The organism is Anaerobacillus arseniciselenatis (genome assembly GCF_001865995.1).
Lineage (GTDB): Bacteria > Bacillota > Bacilli > Bacillales > Anaerobacillaceae > Anaerobacillus > Anaerobacillus arseniciselenatis.
This window is the reverse complement of sequence record NZ_MLQQ01000001.1, coordinates 702,066-726,038: the sequence shown is the minus strand read 5'-3', so window position 1 is coordinate 726,038 and position 23,973 is coordinate 702,066. Positions and strand designations below refer to the sequence as shown.

The window sequence follows — 23,973 nt, the reverse complement described above, 5'->3', positions numbered from 1 at the left end:
TAATTGAGGTCAGTAGCTTTGGTGACGGGATGACCGTTATGTACGTTTTGTTCAAAAAAAAAGGAGGATGACATTTACAAGTCATCCTCAATGGGGAGTTAATCTTAGTTATCATAAATGAACTTTTGAGGGGAGGGGGAACTCCCGAAGATCATTGCTAACTTATGAATTTATTATATAATCATATAAACACTATGTCAATAGTGTTTAATATTTTTTTTGAATTGAGGGGAAGTTTTTTGAAAGAGAAAATTGTAGCAAAAATTAAAAGTACAGAAAATAACATGATTACATATGCCGATTATATGAGTTTGGCTCTATATGATCCTGAAATTGGCTATTATATGAAAACGAATAAAAAGTTAGGGACAGAAGGCGATTTTTATACAAGCAGTGGAGTTCACTCCGTATTTGGACAAGTCTTTGCCCATTTCTTTTTAGACGTTATTGAAAAAGAAGGGCTACCACCAATAATTTGCGAGTTTGGTGGTGGGGATGGACGTTTTGCGAAAGCTGTTATGGATGAGTGGGAACGATTAAAACCTGAAGGCAAAGAAGATTTATCTTATGTAATTATCGAAATGAGTCCGTATCATCGCGAAGAACAAAAAAAGCTTCTAGCTAATAATGAAGGATTTAGACAATATGATAGTTTGAATTCGTTGAAGCAACAAATGGGAGAAGAATTTAAAGGAATTATTTTTTCAAATGAATTAATTGATGCGTTTCCAGTTCATGTTGTTGAAAAGTGTAGAGATGATTTGTATGAGATATACGTTACAGTTGATGAAAGTGATGGGCTCACCGAAAAATATCAGCTTTGTACAGATGAAAGGATTTTGTCGTGGTTATGTAGTTATGGTCCTACATTAAAAGAAGGGCAAAGGATTGAAGTTCCTCTTTATATGAATCAATGGATTACAGAAATCAATGAATTTATGAATAAAGGGTTATTACTAACCATTGATTACGGCTACACTAAAGAACAATGGCAGATGCCTGAAAGAAAAGACGGTAGTCTAAGGGGGTATTTTAAACACCAACTCATTAATAATCCACTTTTGCACCCAACAGAAATGGATATTACTTCACACATTCATATCGACGCATATAACGAAATTACTGAAGAAAACAATTTTAATAAAGTGATTGATTTAAAGCAAAATCGTTTCTTATTAATGATCGGTATTTTAAAATTTTTACAAGAATATCATGACCCGAATCCATTCTCTGAAAAAAGTAAACTAAATCGTGCAATTCAAACACTCATTAATGATAGTGGGATGAGTGCAGCGTTTCATGTATTTGTGCATAGTAAACAACTTACAGAAACTGATCACTATCGTTTTTTAAGTGAAGACCCTTATAAAATGTAAAAAAAGGTTTCCCTACAAAGTGTCTAACGATGACACTTTGGGGAGACCTTCTTTTTTTGCTTAATGTCCAACTCCTGGAACCATTATGAAAGTTGCATAGTATGTGAAACCGACAAAAAAGAGTGTTAGAAAAGCACCGAAAATATATAAGTACATACGCTCTGACAAGTTTAGATAGCTTAATGCAATAAACGCACCAGTAATTCCGAAGAAAAGAATTGCAGGGGAGTGCATATCACCAACCATAAATAAAACGGCAAAAATTCCTGTCCAGAAAGCTAAAACACGATACATACGTTCCACTAATATCCCTCCTTTTATGTATAGGATGTACATACTCACCCATTTGTATTAAAAAAAGTGAATATGCACTATTTGTAACATAAGGATATTATAAACTATAAAAAATAAAATTGTAAATCTTAAGGTAAAATTAGTGTATTATAAGAACAAAAGCTATAATCAACATCATCAGACATATAGCTATCTTTGTTTAAAGTTATTTCATTAAAGAAGAAATCGAAAAATCCATTGATTAAAGCTTGGTGCATCTTACAGAGTGAAAGGCGTTCAGGTACAAGTTCTTTGAACGTACAATTGTAAATTCTAAAGTTCACTTCATGTGAATCTTTGTCATAATGAATTTCAGGGTTTAGCCCTTGTTGCAAGGCAACAGTCTTAATATGGTTTAGTTTCTCTTCATTTGAAAGTGATGCAAGGTTTAAATTGAGGTTTTGTAAATAATTTTTCGAAGCCTCATATCCAAATTTTCGACCTGTTTCAACTAAAGCTTTCTGACCGACTTCACCTAATGATAAAAGCGTATCTATAGCAATTTCCGATAATTTTTGATAATCTCTATATGGAAACTGCAAACTCACTACCTCATCAGATAGGCGATAAAACCGACTCGGGCGCCCCCCTTTACCAGTTTTCTTCGTTTCAGATATTAACATGTTTACATCTTCTAATTTTGTCAAATGAAGGCGTGCTACGTTGGCATGTATTTCAAAAGCATCAGCAATTTCTTGTACAGTGATGTCGCGATGCTGCTTTGCTACATATTGATAGATCGAGTAACGTGTCGGATCAGAGAGCACCCCTGTAATTTTTAGAGTTTGTTCCATCCCTATTCACTCCCTATTTTTTTCTTACTTTAATTATAATACAGGATGAAACATAAATAAATGCATTTTCAATTTATTTATGTGATTAAAGGTAAAAATAAGTTGTATTTTGTAAGAGTTAAACTAAAAAAGATAACGACTGATTAATAAATGATTAACAGTTAGTTACCTTTTAAAATATAAATGGCTGGGATGGCAGGATTCGAACCTACGCATGACGGAGTCAAAGTCCGTTGCCTTACCGCTTGGCGACATCCCAATGACGTGGCATTATTTGATTTATTAAAAGTAGGTTGGCTGGGATGGCAGGATTCGAACCTACGCATGACGGAGTCAAAGTCCGTTGCCTTACCGCTTGGCTACATCCCAACGACATGACATTATATAGTATAAAAAAATGAAAAAAAATTATGCAAAAAAAAGGGAAAAACGTAAAAAACGTCGAAAATATTTATCGAAAATAAAAATTATAAGGAAGGGTGGTCTAATTTGTTCGATATTGAAACAAAAAGTAATGAAATAATTTTGCAGGCCCACAAAGTTTGTGCCTCTGACGTCCACATTATCCCTACAAGTTGCTACTCGATCATTGAGTATCGCATTGATAATCAGTTAGTGACTATTGAAGAAATACGAAACAATGAAGCTGAAAAAATAATTTCTCACTTAAAGTTTCGGTCTAAAATGGATATTGGCGAAAGACGAAAACCTCAAAGTGGCTCTCTAAAAATGAAAATTAAGAAAGATAAACTAAATATCCGAATTTCTACATTACCAACAACCCCACATGAAAGTTTATCTATCCGACTCTTACCTCAAAATGAAGTTGAAACTCTACATCGACTAACTCTTTTTCCGAAACATACAGCCCAATTAAGTTCTTTAATAAAGAAAGCCCATGGTCTAGTGATAGTTTCAGGACCAACAGGTTCAGGGAAAACAACTACCATTTATTCTCTCTTAAATGAAGCGGCAGCCAGAAAAAAAAGAATTGTTTGTATAGAAGACCCTATAGAAAAACGGACAGATAAATTTATACAAGTTGAAATTAATGAAAAAGCTGGTCTCACTTATGCACACACATTAAAAGCTGTGCTTAGGCACGATCCGGATATTATTATGATCGGCGAAATTCGGGACGTTGAAACGGCGACGATCGCTATACGAGCAGCAATGACGGGTCATTTAGTTATTAGTACAATCCATGCAAAAAATTGCCTTGGCTCCATTGCTCGCCTGAAAGAGTTAGGAATTAAAAAACATGACATTAATGAAACAGTTATCGGACTTGTTTCACAAAGGCTACTTGAAATGAAGTGTTCAATTTGTGGTAATACTTGTTCAAAGTATTGTCGAACTTATCGCAAAAGAAGGCGACTTGCTGTTTTTGAAATTCTAGCGGATCAACCGTTACAACGCTTATTAAATGAACGTAAAACTAAAATTGGCTATGAAAGTTTAGAACAGGCGATTAAGAAAAGTGTCGCTTTAGGATATGTGAATGAAAAAGAATATGAAAGGTGGCTATGTTAATGAAAGCTAAACATAGCTTGAATTACGAAGAAAAAGCAGAGTTTTTAGTAAGGATTGGCAAACTCCTTCAACAAGGTTATACCATTTCACATTGTATTGAATTTTTCTTGAAATATGAAAAGAAAAAGTTAAAACCACTACTTCACGAGATGCTACAACAACTTCAAAAAGGAAGTACCTTTAGTCAAACATTAAAAACTTTACAAATACCTAAAAATATTATTAGTTTTGTTTATTATTCTGAACAGTACGGAGATTTAGCGAACGGTCTCATAAAAGGTGGGGATTTATTACAGAAGATAGAGGAAAATAAAAAGAAACTTCAAAAGCTCTTAAAGTACCCGATTTTTTTATTATGGACGTTAATGATTTTTTCGATTATTTTATACGAATACTTATTTCCACAGTTTTTTCTACTATTCTCAAGTATTGATGTACAATTACCCTTCGTATCAAAGTTATTCCTTACTTTTATTGAACAATTACCATATTATCTAGCAACAATGGCATTTCTAATTTTCGTAGTTATCATTTATGGTGTCTTTATTTTCCGTAAAAAAGATGGACTAGATAAAGCTAGAATTATTTGCAAAATTCCAGTATTGGGTCGCTTTTACCGATTGGTGGTTACGTACTATTTTTCAATAAACTTAAATTGTTTAATGAAAAGTGGGATGTCGATCTTTGAAGCTCTCTCAACATTTTATCAACAAGAACGTGAAAAATACGTAGGCAAGGCCGCAGAACAAATCATAAATAAATTAGAAAAGGGCGAGCCCCTACAATTAGCCATCGTACACAATACTGTTTATTTAAAAGAATTAGCTTATATTGTTGAGCATGGACAAGCCAATGGACGTTTAGATGAAGAGTTAGAACATTTTAATAAATGGTTATTGTATGACTTTGATCAGAAACTGAAAAAATTATTTATGATCATTCAACCTACATTATTTTTATTGATCGGAATTGTAGTGTTACTCATGTTTACTTCGATCCTTTTACCAATTTTTTCATTAATCGAAGGGTTGTAATTAAGCTTTTAGCTTTAAGGGAGTAAAAGGGCTTGGTGGGTATTATTTACTAGGATAAAAGTCTCAATTTCCACAGAGTTTAATAAACGTTCACAAATCATTAATGTGTAATTTGAATTATAAAGATATCATAGTAATTAGTATAGTAATTTTAAATTTTAGGCGGTGTTTTAAAGGTGGTTAATTTTTATTTCAATCGAATGACAACGGCGATTGGACTTTTACTAGTTTTTATGACGATAAGTTGGCTGATCGTGTATTTTTTAAACGGTACGTCCTCTGTTTTCCCGTTATTGTTTTTTATCCCTATTACATTTGCCGCTTGGAGATTTGGAGCAGTTGGAGGTTTAATTGTAGGATTTTTGTCGGGTATTTTGGTGGGTCCTTTTATGCCGTTAGATGTGTCACAACAAATTGCACAACCGGTTTATAACTGGGTAATGAGGCTAATATTTTTCGCTATATATGGTTATGCAATTGGGCGGTTGATTACTGAGCTAAAAAGTAATAGTATTTATGACAGTTTAATGGGGATTTTAAATCGAACATATTTTTACAATTATTTAACTTGCGATCTGCAACAACGAAAAGTAAAGAAATCATTTTTTGTAGTTTTAATAAATATTGATGATTTTAAGAGTATTAATGACAGTATTGGTCACAACTCTGCTGATTCATTATTGATTGAATTAAAGTCTAGAATCTCAAATTGCCTTAAGAAAAAAGATGTATTAGCACGGTGGTCAGGAGATGAGTTTGCAATTCTCACGTTTGGTGATAATAAGGAACAATTAGAAACTATTTGTGACAGTATTTATGAAACGTTACGCTTACCTTTTGAAATAAAAGGACAGCAATTCTTTATAAATGCTAGCATGGGGGCAAGTGCAATTTCTAGTAAACATTATAATTATGAAGCTTTGCTGAAAGAAGCAGAAACGGCCATGCGGTTTGTAAAAGGTCGCGGGAAGAATGGCTATAAGTTTTATACAGAGGAAATGGAACGAGATTCACTGAAAAACAAAATTCTCGAAACGAAGTTGCATCAAGCATTAAAAGAAGAGCAATTTGAGCTATATTATCAACCGAAAATTGATTGTAAAAAAAATAATATTTATGGTGTCGAGGCACTAATTCGATGGAATAGCCCTGGAGAAGTAACCGTTTCACCTGGTGTCTTTATTCCGATGGCAGAAAAAACAGGACTAATTATTCCAATAGGTAATTGGGTATTAAAAACAGCCTGTAAGCAAGTGAAAATGTGGCAACAACAAAACATAAATGATATTTGTATTTCAGTAAATGTTTCAGCAATACAAATTCAAGAAGAAAATTTCGTCCCTTCTGTTGCTAATATTTTAGAAGAAACAAATATAAATCCGGAATTAATTGAATTAGAAATTACTGAAAGTAGTATTATGGAAGATACGATTGAAAATATTATGAAATTAAACGAATTGAAGGAGCTTGGGCTAAGAATATCGCTGGATGATTTCGGAAAAGGTTATTCATCATTAAATTACTTAAAAATTTTACCTATTGATACTCTGAAAGTTGATAAATCTTTTATTCAAAACATTGAGTGCGATCCGAAAGAAAAAGTAATCACGGAATCAATTATTCGAATGGCTAAAGCGCTTGGATTAACGGTGCTAGCAGAGGGGATCGAAAATGAGACGCAACATTCTCTTTTAATCGATCTTGATTGTGATGCAATGCAAGGTTTTTTATTTTCAAAGCCACTACCAATAGAACAAGTAGAAAGATTAATTAAACAAAATCAGGAAAAGTTAGTAAACATTAAATAAATGAATATGGATCAGTTTGTTTTTTGTGCCGTCGGCTCGACCGCTTTAGACCTTCTCTTGCCGTCTAAAACATGACCGCTACGGGAAGGTCTTCCACCGGTTTTCGCCGATAGGCAGGCGCATTGCGCTTTTCTAATGAAAGTGATTAAATCGTGTTCCTTGATACGTTAGTTTACCAACCTCTCCTTCAGCAATTAACTCAAACTCACTACGTGTTAGTAAAAACTCGATTTTCTCACCGTTTTCCAATTCAAATGTGCCATAGTAATCTATTGAGTCATGATGCTGTTTAACAGTTTTTCGAGATGATTTTGTTCGCTTTGAAATAACCTTGGCATTTACGGTTAAGATAGGCTGTTTATTATTGTGACGCCACTCTAATACACTTTTAATAATTTTGAAAACAATAACCGTAATAATTAAAAGTAATAATAAAGGGAAAATGCCACTATCAAACATTGAAGGATCGATCATGATGTTAACCTCCTAAAAATAATTCATATATACTATACCACGAAAGACAAACTACAGATGGTCAAAAGTCAAACATATTAAAAAGATGTTCTCGCTAGAGGCGAATTACAAAGTAGCAGTCACTTTAAGCAATGAATAGAGACGGGTGAGCAAATAATCATCTATATTTAGTAGTTGCTTCTGAACTGCCACTAATGGAACGCCAATAGCTGAACAATATAATTTTTTAAGAAAGAGGTGAGAAAAGCAAGCTAACACCTTCTCGTATCTCCGGATAGTTCTCCTTTTACCGACTCTAATTTACTCATTTTTTGTAATTTCAGTCTCTTTAATATTAATTTTAAAGAGGTGGATCATGTTTATGAAGATTAATAAATATTTTTTAAATGAACGAGCTTTTACGTTAATTGAGATGATGATTGTCTTAATGATCATCTCGGCGTTGTTATTAATTGCAATACCGAATATGGCGAAAAATAATACAATCGCCCAAGAGAAAGGCTGCGAGGCAACGATAGATCTTTTGCAAGCGCAAGTAGGTGCTTATCAAATTGGAGAGGGTCATTTGCCTGCTAGTTTGGAAGTGCTTAAAGAAGAGGGATATGTTGAAAGATTTGAATGTTCAGATGGTACTGAACTTACTTTAGATGAAAAGGGAAATGTTGTAGAAAAAAATGAATAAGCTGACACTGATGAGGAGGGTAATGGTGAATAACCGTGGCTACACCCTCTTGGAAATGACGATGGTTTTGTTCATTATTGCTACTGTTACTTCGATCTCTTTTGGTAATATGAAATCAGTTTATGATGCTAGTGGACGTAATGAATTTATACAGCAACTTCAGCAAGATATCTTGTACGCTCAACAAATGGCAATTAGTCATAGCATGTATACGTCCGTTATTTTCCTAAATGGCAGTAAAGAATATGTCATTAGGCAAGGAAATGGAAATGTTCTTTTACGGAGGGAGTTTTCGGAAAATACGGCCTTTGTACCGATTACTCTTTCATTAAATGACGTGGCGTTTTTAGCGGATGGAAATGTAAGACGTTCTGGTACAATGGAAATTAGAATCGATGACCACCGTTATCGGTTTGTGTTATTACTAGGAAGAGGTAGGTTTTACATTGAAAAATTGTAAAGGCTTTACGCTCATTGAAGTGATAACATCTGTTATGATTTTAACAGTAACAACGATTATATTACTTCCAGCACTGATCGTTTTGTACGATGAAAGAACGTCTATACAACAAGAGGAAATCGCATTATTTCTCTTAAAAGAGGTGATCACTGATTGGGTTTATGAAAGAAACGATGTTTTTCAAGAAGAGATAAAAGTAGAGTCGACAATGTATAACCTCTCTTTCAATACTTCTAATGACGATCAAAAGCTAACCGTATGTGTTCATTGGGTAGGAGCTAATGATCGTATTTATGAAAGGTGTGAAAGTGGTAAGAGATGAAAAAAGATGCTGGATTCACTCTTATAGAAGTTATGATTACATTTGCGATTTTCCTCATCATTACCTCCGTAGTGCCACATTACTTTAAATTAATTTCATACGATGCCAAATTTAATCAACGTATTGAAACTTCAATATTCTTTCAACAATTAGCATTAGACGTTCACGAAGCTTCTAGCCTTTCGGTTAATAATAATATTCTCTCTTTGGAAAAAAAGCATAATCAAACGGTCACATATTCTTTATTTCAACAACGACTTAGACGGCAAGTAAATTATAGTGGTCAAGAAGTTGTTTTGCAGAATGTTGAAAGTTTGCACTTTTCCGAATGGAATAATGGTATTGATGTACGAATAACAGACAGATTTGACCAAACAAATCAAAAAAGAATTTCCCATTTTTTGCCGTTAGAGGATATGTATAATGAACAATGAAAGAGGGTTCATTTTGCCAATCACTTTATTTGTTGTTTTTTTGTTGAGTAGTTTTGTGACCTTTCAATTAAATCAATATATGATTGAGAAAGAAATTATGAATGAAAAGGCAGAAGCTTTTACTGCTGAACGATTAATACAAATGGCGATTGTCGATCTTGAGGATGTTATTGTTAATATTGATAGCAACCCGAATACTGGGACACTGTATTATGAAAATGGAGAAGTAATGTTCATTATTGATAGTGAAACAGATGAAATAAAATCAATACATTTAATAAGTAAAACAAGTAGTGATAGATCTAAACAAATGAAATACTATTACTATTTGAGTAATGAGACTGTGTTACCGTGGTTAATTGAGTTATAAGAAAGTGTAAATGGAGAAAGGAACTATCAAACAAATTTTGAAATGTTAAAAACGTGAATAAAAAGTAAGTTGACTTGGTTATACTAGTAAAAAAACTAAAGCTGGTGATGGCCAAATGAAAACAAATGACTATGTTAAGTATGTAACACAACAATTTGTCAGCTATGTCGACACACCGAGTGAACAAAGGAAAGCAGAGAGGGAAGAAAGAAAAGCATCGAAGTTGCCGTTTGCGTATCGGTGGTTCGGTCTTATTCCTTTCGCTTTACAGCACACATTTAACATCAAAAAGAAAAAATAAATATTTTTTAAGATTAATGAATTTCATAATTCGTTATTTTCGCCACGAAGATCAATATATAGTTGCGTTAAAACCATTCGCAAACTATATATTGCGTGATGTGGCTTGTTTTTGGTAATTATGAAATTCACTCAGATTAATGAATTTCATAATTCAATATTTTCGCCATTAAGCATCTATATGTAGTTGCGTTAAATCGCTCGCAACTACATATAGTTTGATATGGCTCATTTTAGGTAATTATGAAATTCACTCAGATGGCTCTTAAACTTTCGCTTACTTAGGAAAGTAGCATAAGGAGTCATCTTTTTTTGGTTAGGTGGTTAGTTATTTGTTGGTTAGGGATGCCGCTTGAGTAACTCGGTCAGTATAAACCATATTTTCATGACGAACACCACTACGGACCAAACCAACAAACGACAAATCAACTAGCCACCAAACCAACAAACCAACAAACCAACAAACCAACAAACCAACAAACCAACAAACCAACAAACCAACTAATATCTAATGCACTAAAGAAAGCTTATGTTGTGGGTTTAAGTAAAATAAGCCTCCATTAATAATAGCGACGTTAATCTTTGGTTCATACTGCTCCTTTAATGCTTCTACTTCTAAGTGATAGCTAGGAGGTTTTTCCTCTGCATCTTCATAAAAAGTTTCTAACAAATTTAAATCTTGTTGCCAGCGGTGGTGAGCAGCTTCCGCCCATTGATGATCGTCTTTTTCAATCATAGAGCGAACTACATTTTCAAGCCGTAACAGTCCACTTTTTGGAGTAATTAATGGAGATAAAGTAAAACAAAAATCTGGAATTTTAGGTGTTAACGTCTTTGTTAATAAAATCGAATGAAATTCATCAATGATTTCACCAGTAATTAAATTTAACCCTAATGAAACAACCATATCTTTTTTTCGGTCACATTGATAGGAAACTTTTGCATTTAAGCATAGCCAAGGGTGCAGTGAAGTTGAATTTGCAATATTGGACGTTTCCTCATAAAGTCGAATATAACTTCCTAGTTCTTTAGCAGAGTGAAAAATTTGATGTAGTCTCGGAGAGCCAAAATGAATTTGCTCTCCTTTTTTATCTTCACCACATTTCTCGGGATCAGTTATAAGAGTCATTTGCATCGGGTTTGGCGTGCCACCTGTTTTCTCTAAATAGTGCCAATAAAAAGGTCGATTCATTAACATTTTATCTAAGTCAATCGAAAGTTGGATGTGTAAATATCCGTCGCTATTTTCAAGAATTGGACTTTCATTTGCTGAAAAATATCGTATTAAAAAATTATGAATCTCCTGCTGCTGCATCTCTTTCCGACTCTCCCTCATTCAATTTAATTAATTCAGTTAAGTTGTTCATCTTTACTTTAATTTCACCTTCACTTTGAGAGTTCAATAAAATATCTGAAACATGGTCTTCAATATTCGTTAATTCCATTTTTGTTAAAATATCATCTAATTCACCAACGACGCGCTCAAAGAGCCGAATTTTATCATAAAGAAGCGATAAAATATGCTGTTCGACTGTATTTTCAACAGCAAAATTATATATGTGTACATCTTTTTGTTGACCTAAGCGATGGATTCGCCCAATTCTTTGCTCAATTCTCATAGGATTCCACGGGAGGTCGTAGTTGATGATGTTGTGACAAAATTGTAAATTGATGCCTTCTCCCCCCGCTTCAGTAGCAATAAGCACTTGGGCATGGTCTTTAAATAATTGCTTCATCCAATCTTTTTTTCCGCGTTTGAAACCACCTCTAAACGGAACAGAACTAATCCCATGTTGATTAAAAAACCATTGTAAGTAAAGTTGAGTTGCGCGATATTCAGTAAATATAATTACTTTATCGTTAATCTTTTGAACGAGTTCCAACGCTTTTTCCGCTTTAGAATTTGTCTTTACTAGTTCAATACTTTTAAATATATGCTGTATTTGTTCGGTGACTTCACTCGTATTTGTTAGTTTTTCTGCCATGTTCTTTAATGTTAAAAAGGCAGCCTCACGACTACTACAAACTTCTCTTTGCAAGGTTAATAAAGAAAAGTGACTTTTAATAATGGAATCTTCCTCATTAGTACCTTTATTTTTCAGTGCAGTTACTGCATCATATAATTGTTGTTCTTCTTTTGTAAATGAGATATTTATTGTTTCAACAATACGTTTTGTCCATTCGATTCCCGTATCCTCACGTCGGTTACGAACCATTACTTTGTTAACGAGTTCTCTTAGTCTTTCATCATTTTTCGGTGAACGACTATTTGAGCGGAAGTCATTGTCAAAAGTTTCTTCATCTCCTAAATGGCCTGGTTTTAACAATGATACGAGATTAAATATTTCTTCCAATTTGTTTTGAACAGGGGTAGCTGTAAGAAGAAGACAAAACTTTTTCTTTAAGCTTTGGATAAACTCGTAGTTTTTTGTTTTTTTATTTTTTAATTTATGTGCCTCATCAATAATAATTAAATCATAGTTTTGTTTTAGTACGATGTCCCGATGCGGGTTTCTTTTTGCTGTATCAATAGAAGCAACGACAACATCGCATTGCTCCCAAACATAAGTTTTCCTTTGTGGAACTGCAGGAATGTAAAACTTTTGATTAAGCTCTTGTGACCACTGGGATACAAGTGAGGCAGGTACTAAAATTAGCGCTTTTTTCACTAAGCCTCTAATCATATATTCTTTTAAAATTAAACCTGCTTCAATCGTTTTCCCAAGACCAACTTCATCTGCTAAAATAGCTTTTCCGTTCATTTGTTCAATTACTTTATTAGCGACTTCAAGTTGGTGGGGAAAAATCGTTAAATCTGGGAGGTGTGTAGGAGCAACAAGCCCAGAAAAGTTATCAATCGATAGGTGGTTCTCAGCCTCCATGGCGAGCTTATATAATTCCCAGCTTGACCAAGGGCCATCATCTTCCATCTTTTTGAGCAATCCTTCCTTCCACGAAGAATCAAAATTTATGTTAATATTCATGGCCACCAATCCTTTCTAGAAAATGAAAACCCTTTCATGTTCGTTAAAATAATGATTGCCAATTAAACGTACGTAGTGATAGGATAATATATAGAGTTACTTTAATGAATTTAATAATTCAGTATTAACGCCATTAAGTAACTATATGTAGTTCCGTTAAACCGCTCGCAACTACATATAGTCTGATATGGCTCATTTTAGGTAATTATGAAATTCACTCACTTAATAATGATTAGTATGGACAAAGAATTGAAAAAACATGAATAAAACACATAATTAAATAGTAGCGAATGAGAACAAGGGGAGAGACTGCAATTATTAAATTCAGAAGCTTTAGAAAAGCTTTTGCCGCAGCGCCGAAGGAGCAAGCGTTTTCGTGAATCTCTCAGGCAAAAAGACTCTTGTTTGACGCAACTCTGGAGAGTGTCTTATGTTCATTTTAAAAGACCACCCACGAGGAAAATTCCATTTTTATCATTACTAAGTGGAATAAACTTTCTGGTTTAAGGACAGAGAAATACATCTTACGGTGTATTTCTCTGTCTTTTTTTATAAAAACAAACCTTTTAGCCAAACTTGTATTAGAAGTGAAATTTTTTTAGGTTAATGATAATGGAGGTAATTTCATGTCTACATTAAAAACAACACCACTTATCGAAGTATATAAGGATTACGGTGGCAAAACAATTGACTTTGGTGGCTGGGACTTACCAGTACAATTTAGTAGTATTAAAGAAGAACATCAAGCTGTAAGAGAAAGAGCCGGCCTTTTTGATGTGTCGCATATGGGTGAGTTTACTGTAAAAGGCGACCGTGCTGAAAGTTACTTGCAAAAACTAGTGACAAACGATGTTTCGAAGTTAAAGGTTGGAGGTGCGCAATATACGGCAATGTGTTACGAGGACGGTGGGACCGTTGACGATTTGATCATATATAAAAAGGCAGATGATGACTTTTTAATCGTCGTAAATGCTTCTAATATTGAAAAAGACTTTGAATGGATGGAAAAACATTTAGTAGATGGTGTCCGTTTAAACAACATTTCAGATGAAATTGCTCAGCTTGCTATCCAAGGACCAATTGCTGAGGAAGTGTTACAAAAATTAACATCAACGAATCTTTCAGAAATCACATTCTTTAAGTTTCAAGATGATGTTGAAATTGAAGGAGCTAAAGTATTAGTTTCAAGAACTGGTTACACCGGTGAAGATGGTTTTGAAATTTATTGTCAAAAATCTGATGCAGTAATGCTTTGGAAAAAAATATTAGAAGTCGGTAAAGCAGATGGAGTCCTACCGTGTGGGTTAGGTTCAAGGGATACCCTCCGTTTTGAAGCACGCCTTGCTTTATATGGCCAAGAATTAACTAGTGAGATTACCCCTTTAGAAGCTGGGATTGGCTTTGCAGTAAAGGTTGACAAAGATAGTGACTTCTTCGGAAAAGAAACATTAAAACTTCAAAAAGAAGAAGGCTTAAAGAGAAAAATTGTCGGTCTAGAAATGATCGATAAAGGAATTCCAAGAACTGGTTACGAAGTTTTCGTAGGTGAAAACCAGGTTGGAGCTATTACAAGTGGTACACAATCACCAACATTAAATAAAAATGTCGGTTTAGCTTTAGTAGACATTGAGTTTGCGCCATTAAATACAATTGTGGAAGTTCAAGTAAGAAAAAAACGTTTAAAAGCAAAAGTAGTGAAAACACCATTTTATAAGCGAGCTTAAATCAAAGGGGGACGTTAAAGTGAAATTTCGTTATTTGCCAGTAACAGAGCAAGATAAAAAAGAAATGATGGATGAGATTGGAGTTAACTCGGTCGAAGAGCTTTTTAGTGACATTCCAGAAAAAGTACGCTTTAAAGGGGAAATGGATTTAAAAGAAGCGCTATCAGAGCCCGGGATCTTAAAAGAGTTAGGAAGAATGGCAAGTAAAAATGCTAATAGTGGGGACTATACTTCATTTTTAGGGGCTGGTGTTTATGAACACTATATACCTTCAGTTGTCGACCATATCATTTCAAGATCGGAATTTTATACTGCCTATACACCGTATCAGCCTGAAATTTCCCAAGGTGAATTACAAGCGATTTTTGAGTTTCAAACAATGATTAGTGAATTAACGGGCATGGAGTTGGCAAACTCATCTATGTATGACGGACCAACAGCACTCTCAGAAGCCGCAATGATGAGTGCGGGCCAAACGAAGAAGAAAACAATCCTTGTTTCAAAAGCTGTACACCCTGAAGCGAGAGAAGTAATTAAAACGAATGCTAAGGGGCAAAATTTAACGGTTGTTGAAATTGAAATCGAAGAGGGTGTCACCAATATTGATGACCTCAGTCAAAAATATGATGATAACACCGCTTGTGTTGTCGTACAATATCCTAACTTTTTTGGAAATGTCGAAAACTTAGCAGAAATCGAAAAAATCGCGCACTCGAAAAAAGGACTGTTCGTAGTTTCGAGCAACCCACTTTCACTTGGCGTACTACAACCACCTGGAAAATTCGGTGCTGATATCGTTGTTGGTGATGCTCAACCATTTGGTATTTCAGCTCAATTTGGTGGACCTCATTGTGGATTTTTCGCGACAACGAAAAAACTAATGCGTAAAGTACCAGGAAGATTAGTTGGCCAAACGACTGACGATCAAGGACAACGTGGTTTTGTGTTAACATTACAAGCTCGTGAACAGCATATTCGACGTGATAAAGCTACTTCAAATATTTGCTCAAACCAAGCCTTGAATGCTCTAGCTGCTTCAGTAGCAATGAGTGCATTAGGTAAAAAAGGAATTAAAGAAATGGCTTTACAAAATATTCAAAAAGCTAACTATGCTAAAAAAGCATTTATAAATAAGGGTTTTACTGTTGCTTTCTCAAAAAATGCTATTTTTAATGAGTTTGTAATTAAGTTTTCGAGACCAGTACAAGAAGTGAATGAAATGCTATTACAAAAAGGGATTATTGGTGGCTATGATTTAGGAAGAGACTTTTCAGAGTTCGACAATCATATGACGATTGCCGTTACTGAGTTACGATCAAAAGAGGAGATTGACCATCTAGTTCTAGCATTGGAGGGAGTAAAATAATGAACAATCAACCGTTAATTTTTGAACTAAGTAAACCTGGAAGAATTAGCTATAGTTTACCATCATTAGATGTAACTGAAACTGATCTTAATGAATTACTCCCTAACGATTTAATTAGAGATGAGGCACCTGAGTTACCAGAGGTTTCAGAATTACAATTAATTCGTCATTACACTGCATTATCAAATCGCAACCACGGTGTTGATTCTGGTTTTTATCCGCTAGGGTCTTGTACGATGAAATATAACCCGAAAATTAATGAAGATATTGCGAGACTAAAAGGATTTACGCATATCCACCCATATCAAAGTGAAGAAACGGTTCAAGGGGCTCTTGAATTACTGTATGATTTACAAACGTCTTTAGAAGAAATTACTGGGATGGATGAAGTGACATTACAGCCAGCAGCTGGGGCTCACGGAGAATGGACAGGATTAATGTTAATTCGCGCGTTCCACGAAGCCAACGGTGACTTCCAACGTACTAAGGTCATTTGTCCAGATTCAGCACATGGTACAAATCCAGCTTCAGCTACTGTAGCAGGTTTCGATACAATTACTGTTCGTTCCAATGAAAAAGGATTAGTCGATTTAGAGCATTTACGCGAAGTAGTTGGTGAAGATACGGCAGCGCTAATGTTAACGAATCCAAACACTTTAGGGTTATTTGAAGAAAATATCGTCGAGATGGCCGAAATCATCCATAATGCAGGCGGTAAAATATATTACGATGGTGCGAACTCAAATGCAATTTTAGGAATTGCACGTCCTGGAGATATGGGCTTTGATGTTGTTCACTTAAACCTTCATAAAACATTTACAGGGCCTCACGGTGGTGGTGGACCAGGCAGCGGACCAGTGGGTGTGAAAAAAGATTTAATTCCGTATTTACCAAAGCCAGTAATTGCAAAAGATGGTGATCGTTACTTCTTTGATTACGATCGTCCTGAATCAATTGGCCGCGTAAAGCCATATTACGGAAATTTCGGAATTAATGTACGTGCATATACGTATATTCGAACAATGGGTCCAGATGGCCTTCGTCAAGTATCGGAAGATGCTGTATTAAATGCTAACTACATGTTTAGACGCCTACAGCCATATTTTGATGCTCCATATACACAGCATTGTAAACATGAATTTGTCCTTTCAGGAAAACGTCAAAAGAAACTAGGTGTGAGAACGTTAGACATGGCTAAACGTCTTTTAGACTTTGGTTATCATCCACCGACGATCTATTTCCCATTAAATGTTGAAGAATGTTTAATGATTGAACCAACGGAAACAGAAACGAAAGAAACGTTAGATGAGTTTATTGATGTCATGATCCAAATTGCTAAAGAGGCAGAAGAAAACCCTGAAGTTGTTCAAGAAGCACCACATCACACAGTGATCGGTCGTTTAGATGAAACAACAGCAGCACGTAAGCCGATTTTAAGATATGAAAAATCTTAAAAACTAAAAAATAAAAGGGCGACTCGGTTGAGTCGACCCTTTTATTTTTTAATTTTACCTGACCATTTGCGAAAGCCACCTTTTAAAAAGTTTAAGTCTTCGCAATTTTGTTTTTTCTTCAGAAATTCTGCAGCACGATATGTTCTACTTCCTGTTTGACAATATAAATAAACAGGTTTGTCTGGCCTAATTTCTCCAGCACGTTGACGAAGTTGAGAAAGAGGGATATTTCTTGCACCTAAAATATGTCCACCTTCAAATTCTCTTTGCTCTCTTACATCAATAAGTTGTGCTTTACGGTAGCCTTCGCGGAACTCTTCTTCAGTAAGCGGTTTTAAGTACTTTGGTTTAAATAACTTCCTGAAGATTAAAAATACTAGCACTGCGGTCATAATTGCTAAAATCCAATTCAACATTTCTTTTACGACAACTCCTTTTACGATGACCGTGGTTGATAAAGTTTATTGCCTCAAGGTCAGATAAGTGTAACTAACCTAGAAGCTAATTTAATTATATATTACTATATTATCTAATGAATTTCATAATTCGATATTTTCGCCATTACGTATTAATATGTAGTTGCGTTAATCGAATCGCAACTACATATTAATACGTAATGGCTCAATTTAGGTAATTATGAAATTCACACTATCAAATATAAATTATAACATTCCTTAAAATAAAAAGGAATTATCAATTCAATTGTTTGACAGTTACGTTCATGTACTATAGATTAAAAATATCTATTTTAAAAAGAGGTATAAACTATGAAAGAAACTTGGAACTTTATTAACTCTCATAAGTGTTCACCGGCTTTTAATATGGCTTTAGATGAAGCGTTACTTGAATGGCATAGTGAAGGGAAAATTAAACCAACCATTCGTTTTTATGGCTGGGATCCGGCAACACTGTCGATTGGCTATTTTCAAAAAGTTGAAAAGGAAATCAATTTAGATGCTGTAAAGAAATATCGATTAGGCTTTGTGCGTCGCCCTACTGGTGGTAGAGGAGTACTACATGAAGATGAACTTACATATAGTGTTATCGTCTCTGAAGATCATCCGATGATGCCAAAAGGGGTTACAGAGTCGTATCGAGTTATTTCTGAAGGAGTATTAGAAGGCTTTAAACAATTGGGGCTTGATGCTTACTTTGCAGTTCCGAAAACGAAGGAAGAACAGGAAACGTTAAAACGACCACGATCAGCCGTTTGTTTCGATGCACCAAGTTGGTATGAACTAGTCGTAGAAGGCCGAAAAATAGCTGGAAGTGCCCAAACACGTCAGAAAAATGTCATATTACAGCACGGTTCGATTATTTTAGATATCGATGAAAATAAACTTTTTGATCTTTTTAAATTTCCAAATGAACGAGTACGCGAACGGCTGTTACAGGGCTTCGCTCAAAAAGCAGTAGCAATTAATGAATTAAGTAAAAAAACGATTACGATCGAAGATGCTGAATTAGCCTTTAAAAAAGGGTTTGAAATAGGCTTAAATGTAAACCTTAAATCTTATACTTTAAGTAATGAAGAAATTGCTTATGTTCAAGAAATAGTAAAAAAAAGATATGCCAATGACGAATGGAATTTTAGGAAATAAATTAATGAATTTCATAATTCAATATTATCGCCATTAAGTATCTATATGTAGTTTGATATGGCTCATTTTAGGTATTTATGAAATTCACTCAAATAAAAAAGGTTTGGCAAAAAATTATGCCAAGCCTTTTTTAATGCCTATTTATTATTAATGCATTTTTTTACATATTGAGTAAATTCATTTTGCAACATTTTTGTTAACTTTCCAATCGAATACGTGCCATTAATCTCACCAATAGCTTGAATAATTGGTGTTATTTCTTGAGTTGTACTCGTAATAAAAGCTTCATCAGCATTTTTTAATTGCTCTAAAGAAAAAGCTTCTTCGACGATGTTATAACCATTTTGCTCTGCAAGTTTTATAACGGTTTGTCTCGTAATCCCATTCAAGATGAGGTTTGTTGCAGGGTGTGTATGAATTGTACCATTTTTAACGATAAACAAATTAGACGATGAACCTTCAGTAACGGTGCCATTGCGGTGCATGACAGCTTCTTTACAATCATTATCAGTAGCTTCTCGTTTTACCATCGTATTTCCTAACAAATTAATCGTTTTAATATCACAGCGTAACCAGCGAATATCTTCGGTAACATATACACGAATACCTTTTTGTTGTTGCTCTTTAGGGAAAACCATTTGACGGCTAAATGCGGTAATTAAACCTTCGACATTACGCTCATATAAATGAGCTCTAGGCGATACGCCACGTGTCATTTGTATGTATACGATCCCTTCAGTTATTTCATTTTTTGTTTTTAGTTCGTTAAGCAAATTTGCAATGGTAGCTTTGTCAAAAGGCATTTTTATTTCGAGCTTTGCTGCACATTCCTCAAACCGTTGTAGATGTTCTTCCATTGTAAATACTTGCTTATTATAAATAGGCATAACCTCATAAATACCGTCGCCGAAATTATAGCCACGGTCTTCGATATCAATTTTTACATTTTTACGTTCTGTAATTTGATTATTTAGTAATACGTACGACATCTCTCTCCTCCGTTCTTTTTGAAAAAAGCGAACGATTTTCTTCTCTTCGCTGATTATTTCTTGGCGAAAAAAGAAGGCTCGTTCAGGAAAACGTCCGCTTTTATGACAAACCAACTAACGCTATACATTATGACACTATTGTAACAAAAAAATAAAAATTTTCGCTGAATTTTTTATGAATGTTGTTGTTATAACTACCGATGTTTATTTACTAATTGCAAATAACAAAAATCTTCAATTTTTGAATGTTTTAGATTAAATATTTGTTTTATCTACTTTTTTCTTGCTTATTTAAGATCTTTTATAGTTGACAAATTTATAATTTTTCGGTCGAGTTACAATATATAGTATTTAAGTATGATAATTGCATACTATATATTGATTGTGGCTTTTTTCTATGATAAGCTAAGACAAGCTATCACAGAATGGATTTTGGAATCATTTACTAAATGTGGTAATAACAACAGATAAAAAACATCATGAAAAAGAGAATGATGATATATTTTATATGAAGGGGAGAATGCATGTGGCGATGGTTATGTCAAATGTAATGAAAATTAATGTGGAGAGACTTAACGAGGATATTAAGCAGTTTCCGCAAGTCCACCCTATCACTCCGGACATGAAAATCCGTAAAAACGGTGTATCACGTCTTGTAATGTTAGATCGTTATACATTTAAGGATACGGAAAAGAAAACGTTAAAAGAAGGAGACTTTGTCGTTCTGACTGTGAAGCAAGACCCGAAATTTCCAGCGAGGGGATTTGGTTTTGTTCAAGAAATTAACTTGGATAAAAACGAAGTGAAAATATTTGTTGATGAGGAATTCCAAGGTGTCTTAGAAGATCCTGAAGAGGTAAAAACAGGGATAGTGACAAGAAACTTTGATGCGATTGAAAAACCTTTAGAGATTTATTATGAACAAATCGCCATGCGTAATGCTACAGGTTTAGCGTCAGTTGAGACCTCGGAAGAAAGAAAACAAAGATCGTATGAACAATTTTATGAAGAATTAGTAAACTTAAATTTTATTCCTGCTGGACGAGTTTTATACGGAGCGGGATCGCAAACAGATGTAACTTATTTTAACTGTTACGTTATGCCTTTTGTAAAAGATTCACGAGGGGGCATTTCTGAACACCGTACCCAAGTAATGGAGATTATGAGTCGAGGCGGTGGAGTTGGAACAAATGGTTCAACATTACGACCTCGCAATACGCTAGCAAGAGGAGTAAATGGGAAATCTAGTGGATCAGTTTCTTGGTTAGATGACATTGCAAAATTGACTCATTTAGTAGAACAAGGTGGGTCCCGCAGGGGAGCACAAATGATTATGCTAGCAGACTGGCATCCGGATATTTTAGAGTTTATTATTTCTAAAATGCAAAACCCAAGAATTTTACGATTTTTACTTGAAAACAGCGATGATACACAAATTAAGCAGCTTGTTAAAGACAAGCTTAAGTTCACGCCTTTAACAGAAGTAGAAGAAGCAATGTACCAAAATATACTTAATTATCGATCTATGCCAGGCCAAGGTGCATTTGACAATAAAGTGATGAAAGAAGCCGAGGATAAGTTATTACTTGGTGGAACGTACAGTGTAAATAACCAAGATTTTTTAACAGGAGCGAACATCTCCGTTTGTTTAACAAAAGAGTTTATGGATGCTGTTGAAAATGATGGAGAATACCCACTACGTTTTCCAGACGTTGAAAACTACTCTCCTGAAGAAATGGAAGCATATAACCGTGACTGGAATAAGTACGGCGATGTACGTGAATGGGAAGCGTTAGGCTTTAAAATTCGAACTTACCGTACAATTAGAGCACGCGAATTATGGAAACTAATTAACATTTGTGCAACTTATTCAGCAGAGCCAGGGATCTTCTTTATTGACAATGCAAACGACAAAACAAATGCCGTTGCATACGGACAAAAAGTGGTTGCAACAAACCCGTGTGGTGAACAACCCCTCGCACCTTATAGTGTTTGTAACTTGGCTGCTATTAATTTAGCTGAAATGGCAAATAAAGATTCGAAAAAAGTTGATTTTGAAAAATTAAAGGAAACAGTATCTGTAGGGGTAAGAATGCAAGATAATGTCATTGACGCAACACCTTACTTTTTAGATGAAAACACAAAAATGGCTAAAGGTGAAAGGCGCGTAGGATTAGGTGTTATGGGCTTGCACGACCTACTAATTTATACAGAAACGGTTTATGGTTCCGAAGAAGGTAACGAACTAATTGATCGAATCTTTGAAACGATTGCAACAACTGCCTATCGTACGAGTATAGAACTTGCCAAAGAAAAAGGCAGCTTCCCATTCTTACTCGGTGAGACAGAAGCAGAAACTGATTTGTTAAGACAAAAGTTCATTAACAGTGGATATATGAAAGAGATGCCTGAAGATATTCGTCAAGATATTTTAAAATACGGTATTCGAAACTCGCATTTATTGACCGTTGCTCCTACAGGGAGTACAGGGACAATGGTTGGCGTATCAACAGGATTAGAACCGTACTTTTCCTTCTCATACTATCGTAGTGGTCGTTTAGGGAAGTTTATCGAGGTTAAATCAGAGATCGTTAAAGAATATCTTGAATCAAATCCAGAGGCAGACCCAAACGATTTACCTGAATGGTTTGTTTCAACGATGGAATTATCACCGGAAGAACATGCCGATGTACAATGTATTATCCAACGTTGGGTAGACAGTTCATTATCGAAGACGGTGAATGCTCCAAAAGGATTTACTGTAGAGCAAGTTGAACAAGTTTATGAACGTTTGTATAAAGGCGGAGCTAAAGGTGGTACAGTTTATGTAGATGGAAGCCGTGATGCTCAAGTACTAACATTGACTGCTGAAGAAAATAGCTTTGAAGAATATACAGTGGACCTAGCAGCAGACGAGAAAGATGAAGAAAAGAAAAGCCATGTTGTGCTTGTAGACACGATCGCTGATGTTCGTTCAACATCTGTAACCATCGGTTCCGAAGTCGGAAATACGTGCCCAGTATGCCGCAAAGGAACAGTAGAAGACATAGGTGGTTGTAATACATGTACAAACTGTAATGCGCAATTAAAGTGTGGATTATAAAATAATATATACAGTTTTACCAGGTAAATGACTCAAGCTCAATAATCTATCGTAAACTTGAATATGGAGTATAAAAAGACTATCAATTTTTAAGTTTGATAGTCTTTTTTTCGATGATGCACTATATGGGGGGGGGGGCAGTAAAAGGGAGAACAGAATGCTCATTTAGAAGCTTATGATTACTGATCTCTTTTTTTGAGCTAGGAAGAGAAATCATTTGGCGTCACCCTACACCATACAGTGGATTTGACGAGTGTGTTTAACAGATACTGGAATTCGCACTCATTTATCTATGCTTTAGACGAGTGTTTTTAACAGATACAGGAATTTACGCTCGTTTATCTATGCTTTAGATGAGCGTTTTTAACAGATACTGGAATTCACGCTCGCTTATCTATGCTTTAGATGAGCGTTTTTAACAGATACTGGAATTCACACTCGCTTATCACTGGTTTTGATGCGCGTGTTTTACACATACTGTAATATCCGTGCGACAATCGCCGTTTTGATACGTGTATTTTACATAAATTGTAATATCTGTGCATCAATCGACGTTTTGATGCGTGTATTTTACAGAAACTGTAATATTTGTGCGTCAATCGGCGTTTTGATGCGTGAATTTCCAGAAACTGTAATACCTGTACATCAATCCGCACTTTACTGCACATCTCCCCCCATAATACGAAGCAACACGATACTGCGCATCCTCCATAATACGAAAGCAATACACATTATTGAAAATGTCCCTTCATCTTTTAGTCGTGTTTGCACACACTAATTGAGTGAATTTCATAATGACCAAAAAAGAGTCACATCAAACAATAGATAGTTG

General features: G+C 34.9%; 22 protein-coding genes, 2 tRNA genes and 1 riboswitch. Of the genes, 15 read left to right on the top strand and 9 right to left on the bottom strand.

Annotated features, from left to right (window positions below):
• The first annotated feature begins 239 nt into the window (after positions 1 to 239).
• Positions 240 to 1,376 (top strand): class I SAM-dependent methyltransferase, encoded by a 1,137-nt coding sequence (locus BKP35_RS03570; RefSeq protein WP_245741842.1) that lies wholly within the window; start codon positions 240 to 242, stop codon positions 1,374 to 1,376.
• Between the two features lie 60 nt (positions 1,377 to 1,436).
• On the opposite strand, the gene BKP35_RS03565 is transcribed toward BKP35_RS03570, so the two are convergent.
• From BKP35_RS03565 to BKP35_RS03550, 4 genes are all read right to left on the bottom strand, one after another.
• Complete coding sequence (locus BKP35_RS03565; protein ID WP_071311995.1) at positions 1,437 to 1,679, bottom strand: DUF2626 domain-containing protein; 243 nt, start codon at positions 1,677 to 1,679, stop codon at positions 1,437 to 1,439.
• A 119-nt stretch (positions 1,680 to 1,798) separates the two neighbouring features.
• Positions 1,799 to 2,503 (bottom strand): helix-turn-helix transcriptional regulator, encoded by a 705-nt coding sequence (locus BKP35_RS03560; RefSeq protein ID WP_071311994.1) that lies wholly within the window; start codon positions 2,501 to 2,503, stop codon positions 1,799 to 1,801.
• Between the two features lie 184 nt (positions 2,504 to 2,687).
• Positions 2,688 to 2,762, bottom strand: a tRNA-Gln gene (locus BKP35_RS03555).
• A gap of 35 nt (positions 2,763 to 2,797) precedes the next feature.
• Positions 2,798 to 2,872, bottom strand: a tRNA-Gln gene (locus BKP35_RS03550).
• A 120-nt stretch (positions 2,873 to 2,992) separates the two neighbouring features.
• Between BKP35_RS03550 and comGA the strand changes: the two genes are divergently transcribed.
• The 3 genes from comGA to BKP35_RS03535 all read left to right on the top strand — a co-directional run bounded on the left by comGA (position 2,993) and on the right by BKP35_RS03535 (position 6,878).
• A complete protein-coding gene (comGA, locus tag BKP35_RS03545; RefSeq protein ID WP_071311993.1) occupies positions 2,993 to 4,036 on the top strand; it encodes a competence type IV pilus ATPase ComGA in 1,044 nt (347 codons plus the stop codon).
• Entirely contained in the window at positions 4,036 to 5,070 is a 1,035-nt protein-coding gene (comGB, locus tag BKP35_RS03540; protein ID WP_071311992.1) for a competence type IV pilus assembly protein ComGB, read from the top strand. Before comGA ends, comGB begins: the two co-directional genes overlap by 1 nt.
• Positions 5,071 to 5,270: 200 nt before the next feature.
• Positions 5,271 to 6,878 carry a putative bifunctional diguanylate cyclase/phosphodiesterase gene (locus BKP35_RS03535; RefSeq protein WP_071311991.1) on the top strand — a complete coding sequence of 536 codons (1,608 nt, stop codon included), beginning with the start codon at positions 5,271 to 5,273 and terminating at the stop codon, positions 6,876 to 6,878.
• A gap of 132 nt (positions 6,879 to 7,010) precedes the next feature.
• On the opposite strand, the gene BKP35_RS03530 is transcribed toward BKP35_RS03535, so the two are convergent.
• Entirely contained in the window at positions 7,011 to 7,352 is a 342-nt protein-coding gene (locus BKP35_RS03530) for a DUF2500 domain-containing protein (protein ID WP_071311990.1), read from the bottom strand.
• A gap of 361 nt (positions 7,353 to 7,713) precedes the next feature.
• Here BKP35_RS03530 and comGC point away from each other — a divergent pair, with 361 nt between their 5' ends.
• The 6 genes from comGC (at position 7,714) to BKP35_RS03500 (ending at position 9,921) form a co-directional block, all read left to right on the top strand.
• Positions 7,714 to 8,034, top strand: a complete 321-nt coding sequence (gene comGC, locus BKP35_RS03525; RefSeq protein WP_071311989.1) for a competence type IV pilus major pilin ComGC — start codon at positions 7,714 to 7,716, stop codon at positions 8,032 to 8,034.
• 22 nt (positions 8,035 to 8,056) lie between these two features.
• The gene (gene comGD / locus BKP35_RS03520) at positions 8,057 to 8,494 is read left to right on the top strand and encodes a competence type IV pilus minor pilin ComGD (protein ID WP_169819129.1); all 438 of its coding nucleotides are present in this window, start codon (positions 8,057 to 8,059) and stop codon (positions 8,492 to 8,494) included.
• On the top strand, positions 8,481 to 8,816 hold the full coding sequence (locus BKP35_RS03515; protein WP_071311987.1) for a type II secretion system protein: 336 nt from the start codon (positions 8,481 to 8,483) through the stop codon (positions 8,814 to 8,816). The genes comGD and BKP35_RS03515 overlap by 14 nt, the downstream gene beginning before the upstream one ends.
• Positions 8,813 to 9,250, top strand: coding sequence for a competence type IV pilus minor pilin ComGF (gene comGF, locus BKP35_RS03510; RefSeq protein ID WP_071311986.1), 438 nt, complete (start codon positions 8,813 to 8,815; stop codon positions 9,248 to 9,250). Before BKP35_RS03515 ends, comGF begins: the two co-directional genes overlap by 4 nt.
• Positions 9,240 to 9,620 (top strand): competence type IV pilus minor pilin ComGG, encoded by a 381-nt coding sequence (comGG, locus tag BKP35_RS03505; protein WP_071311985.1) that lies wholly within the window; start codon positions 9,240 to 9,242, stop codon positions 9,618 to 9,620. Before comGF ends, comGG begins: the two co-directional genes overlap by 11 nt.
• Positions 9,621 to 9,735: 115 nt before the next feature.
• The gene (locus BKP35_RS03500; protein ID WP_071311984.1) at positions 9,736 to 9,921 is read left to right on the top strand and encodes a YqzE family protein; all 186 of its coding nucleotides are present in this window, start codon (positions 9,736 to 9,738) and stop codon (positions 9,919 to 9,921) included.
• 507 nt (positions 9,922 to 10,428) lie between these two features.
• Here the strand turns inward: BKP35_RS03500 and BKP35_RS03495 are convergent.
• Positions 10,429 to 11,235, bottom strand: a complete 807-nt coding sequence (locus tag BKP35_RS03495) for a YqhG family protein (RefSeq protein WP_071311983.1) — start codon at positions 11,233 to 11,235, stop codon at positions 10,429 to 10,431.
• Positions 11,213 to 12,904 carry a DEAD/DEAH box helicase gene (locus tag BKP35_RS03490; RefSeq protein WP_071311982.1) on the bottom strand — a complete coding sequence of 564 codons (1,692 nt, stop codon included), beginning with the start codon at positions 12,902 to 12,904 and terminating at the stop codon, positions 11,213 to 11,215. Before BKP35_RS03490 ends, BKP35_RS03495 begins: the two co-directional genes overlap by 23 nt.
• A gap of 290 nt (positions 12,905 to 13,194) precedes the next feature.
• Positions 13,195 to 13,315: riboswitch (glycine riboswitch) on the top strand.
• A 215-nt stretch (positions 13,316 to 13,530) separates the two neighbouring features.
• Here BKP35_RS03490 and gcvT point away from each other — a divergent pair.
• Genes gcvT through gcvPB form a run of 3 tightly spaced genes read left to right on the top strand, consistent with a single transcriptional unit; the run spans position 13,531 to position 17,448 of the window.
• Entirely contained in the window at positions 13,531 to 14,628 is a 1,098-nt protein-coding gene (gene gcvT / locus BKP35_RS03485) for a glycine cleavage system aminomethyltransferase GcvT (protein ID WP_071311981.1), read from the top strand.
• Positions 14,629 to 14,647: 19 nt separating this feature from the next.
• Entirely contained in the window at positions 14,648 to 15,994 is a 1,347-nt protein-coding gene (gcvPA, locus tag BKP35_RS03480) for an aminomethyl-transferring glycine dehydrogenase subunit GcvPA (protein WP_084031418.1), read from the top strand.
• Complete coding sequence (gcvPB, locus tag BKP35_RS03475; RefSeq protein ID WP_071311980.1) at positions 15,994 to 17,448, top strand: aminomethyl-transferring glycine dehydrogenase subunit GcvPB; 1,455 nt, start codon at positions 15,994 to 15,996, stop codon at positions 17,446 to 17,448. Before gcvPA ends, gcvPB begins: the two co-directional genes overlap by 1 nt.
• Positions 17,449 to 17,489: 41 nt before the next feature.
• On the opposite strand, the gene BKP35_RS03470 is transcribed toward gcvPB, so the two are convergent.
• Positions 17,490 to 17,864 carry a rhodanese-like domain-containing protein gene (locus BKP35_RS03470; RefSeq protein WP_071311979.1) on the bottom strand — a complete coding sequence of 125 codons (375 nt, stop codon included), beginning with the start codon at positions 17,862 to 17,864 and terminating at the stop codon, positions 17,490 to 17,492.
• Positions 17,865 to 18,215: 351 nt separating this feature from the next.
• On the opposite strand from BKP35_RS03470, the gene BKP35_RS03465 reads away from it, so the two are divergent.
• On the top strand, positions 18,216 to 19,049 hold the full coding sequence (locus BKP35_RS03465; protein ID WP_071311978.1) for a lipoate--protein ligase family protein: 834 nt from the start codon (positions 18,216 to 18,218) through the stop codon (positions 19,047 to 19,049).
• 137 nt (positions 19,050 to 19,186) lie between these two features.
• On the opposite strand, the gene dat is transcribed toward BKP35_RS03465, so the two are convergent.
• Positions 19,187 to 20,038, bottom strand: coding sequence for a D-amino-acid transaminase (dat, locus tag BKP35_RS03460; RefSeq protein WP_071311977.1), 852 nt, complete (start codon positions 20,036 to 20,038; stop codon positions 19,187 to 19,189).
• A gap of 532 nt (positions 20,039 to 20,570) precedes the next feature.
• Between dat and BKP35_RS03455 the strand changes: the two genes are divergently transcribed.
• Positions 20,571 to 23,141: a vitamin B12-dependent ribonucleotide reductase gene (locus BKP35_RS03455; RefSeq protein ID WP_420534798.1), complete on the top strand. Its 2,571-nt coding sequence runs from the start codon at positions 20,571 to 20,573 to the stop codon at positions 23,139 to 23,141.
• The last annotated feature ends 832 nt before the right edge of the window (positions 23,142 to 23,973 follow it).

Coding starts and splice junctions, on each gene's coding strand:
- gcvT (WP_071311981.1), top strand. CDS start 13,531: ATGTCTACATTAAAAACAACACCACTTATCGAAGTATATAAGGATTAC.
- BKP35_RS03535 (WP_071311991.1), top strand. CDS start 5,271: ATGACAACGGCGATTGGACTTTTACTAGTTTTTATGACGATAAGTTGG.
- BKP35_RS03470 (WP_071311979.1), bottom strand. CDS start 17,864: ATGTTGAATTGGATTTTAGCAATTATGACCGCAGTGCTAGTATTTTTA.
- dat (WP_071311977.1), bottom strand. CDS start 20,038: ATGTCGTACGTATTACTAAATAATCAAATTACAGAACGTAAAAATGTA.
- BKP35_RS03495 (WP_071311983.1), bottom strand. CDS start 11,235: ATGCAGCAGCAGGAGATTCATAATTTTTTAATACGATATTTTTCAGCA.
- BKP35_RS03490 (WP_071311982.1), bottom strand. CDS start 12,904: ATGAATATTAACATAAATTTTGATTCTTCGTGGAAGGAAGGATTGCTC.
- comGG (WP_071311985.1), top strand. CDS start 9,240: ATGAACAATGAAAGAGGGTTCATTTTGCCAATCACTTTATTTGTTGTT.
- BKP35_RS03465 (WP_071311978.1), top strand. CDS start 18,216: ATGAAAGAAACTTGGAACTTTATTAACTCTCATAAGTGTTCACCGGCT.
- comGD (WP_169819129.1), top strand. CDS start 8,057: ATGGTGAATAACCGTGGCTACACCCTCTTGGAAATGACGATGGTTTTG.
- comGB (WP_071311992.1), top strand. CDS start 4,036: ATGAAAGCTAAACATAGCTTGAATTACGAAGAAAAAGCAGAGTTTTTA.
- gcvPB (WP_071311980.1), top strand. CDS start 15,994: ATGAACAATCAACCGTTAATTTTTGAACTAAGTAAACCTGGAAGAATT.
- BKP35_RS03500 (WP_071311984.1), top strand. CDS start 9,736: ATGAAAACAAATGACTATGTTAAGTATGTAACACAACAATTTGTCAGC.
- BKP35_RS03560 (WP_071311994.1), bottom strand. CDS start 2,503: ATGGAACAAACTCTAAAAATTACAGGGGTGCTCTCTGATCCGACACGT.
- comGC (WP_071311989.1), top strand. CDS start 7,714: ATGAAGATTAATAAATATTTTTTAAATGAACGAGCTTTTACGTTAATT.
- BKP35_RS03455 (WP_420534798.1), top strand. CDS start 20,571: ATGGTTATGTCAAATGTAATGAAAATTAATGTGGAGAGACTTAACGAG.
- comGF (WP_071311986.1), top strand. CDS start 8,813: ATGAAAAAAGATGCTGGATTCACTCTTATAGAAGTTATGATTACATTT.
- BKP35_RS03530 (WP_071311990.1), bottom strand. CDS start 7,352: ATGATCGATCCTTCAATGTTTGATAGTGGCATTTTCCCTTTATTATTA.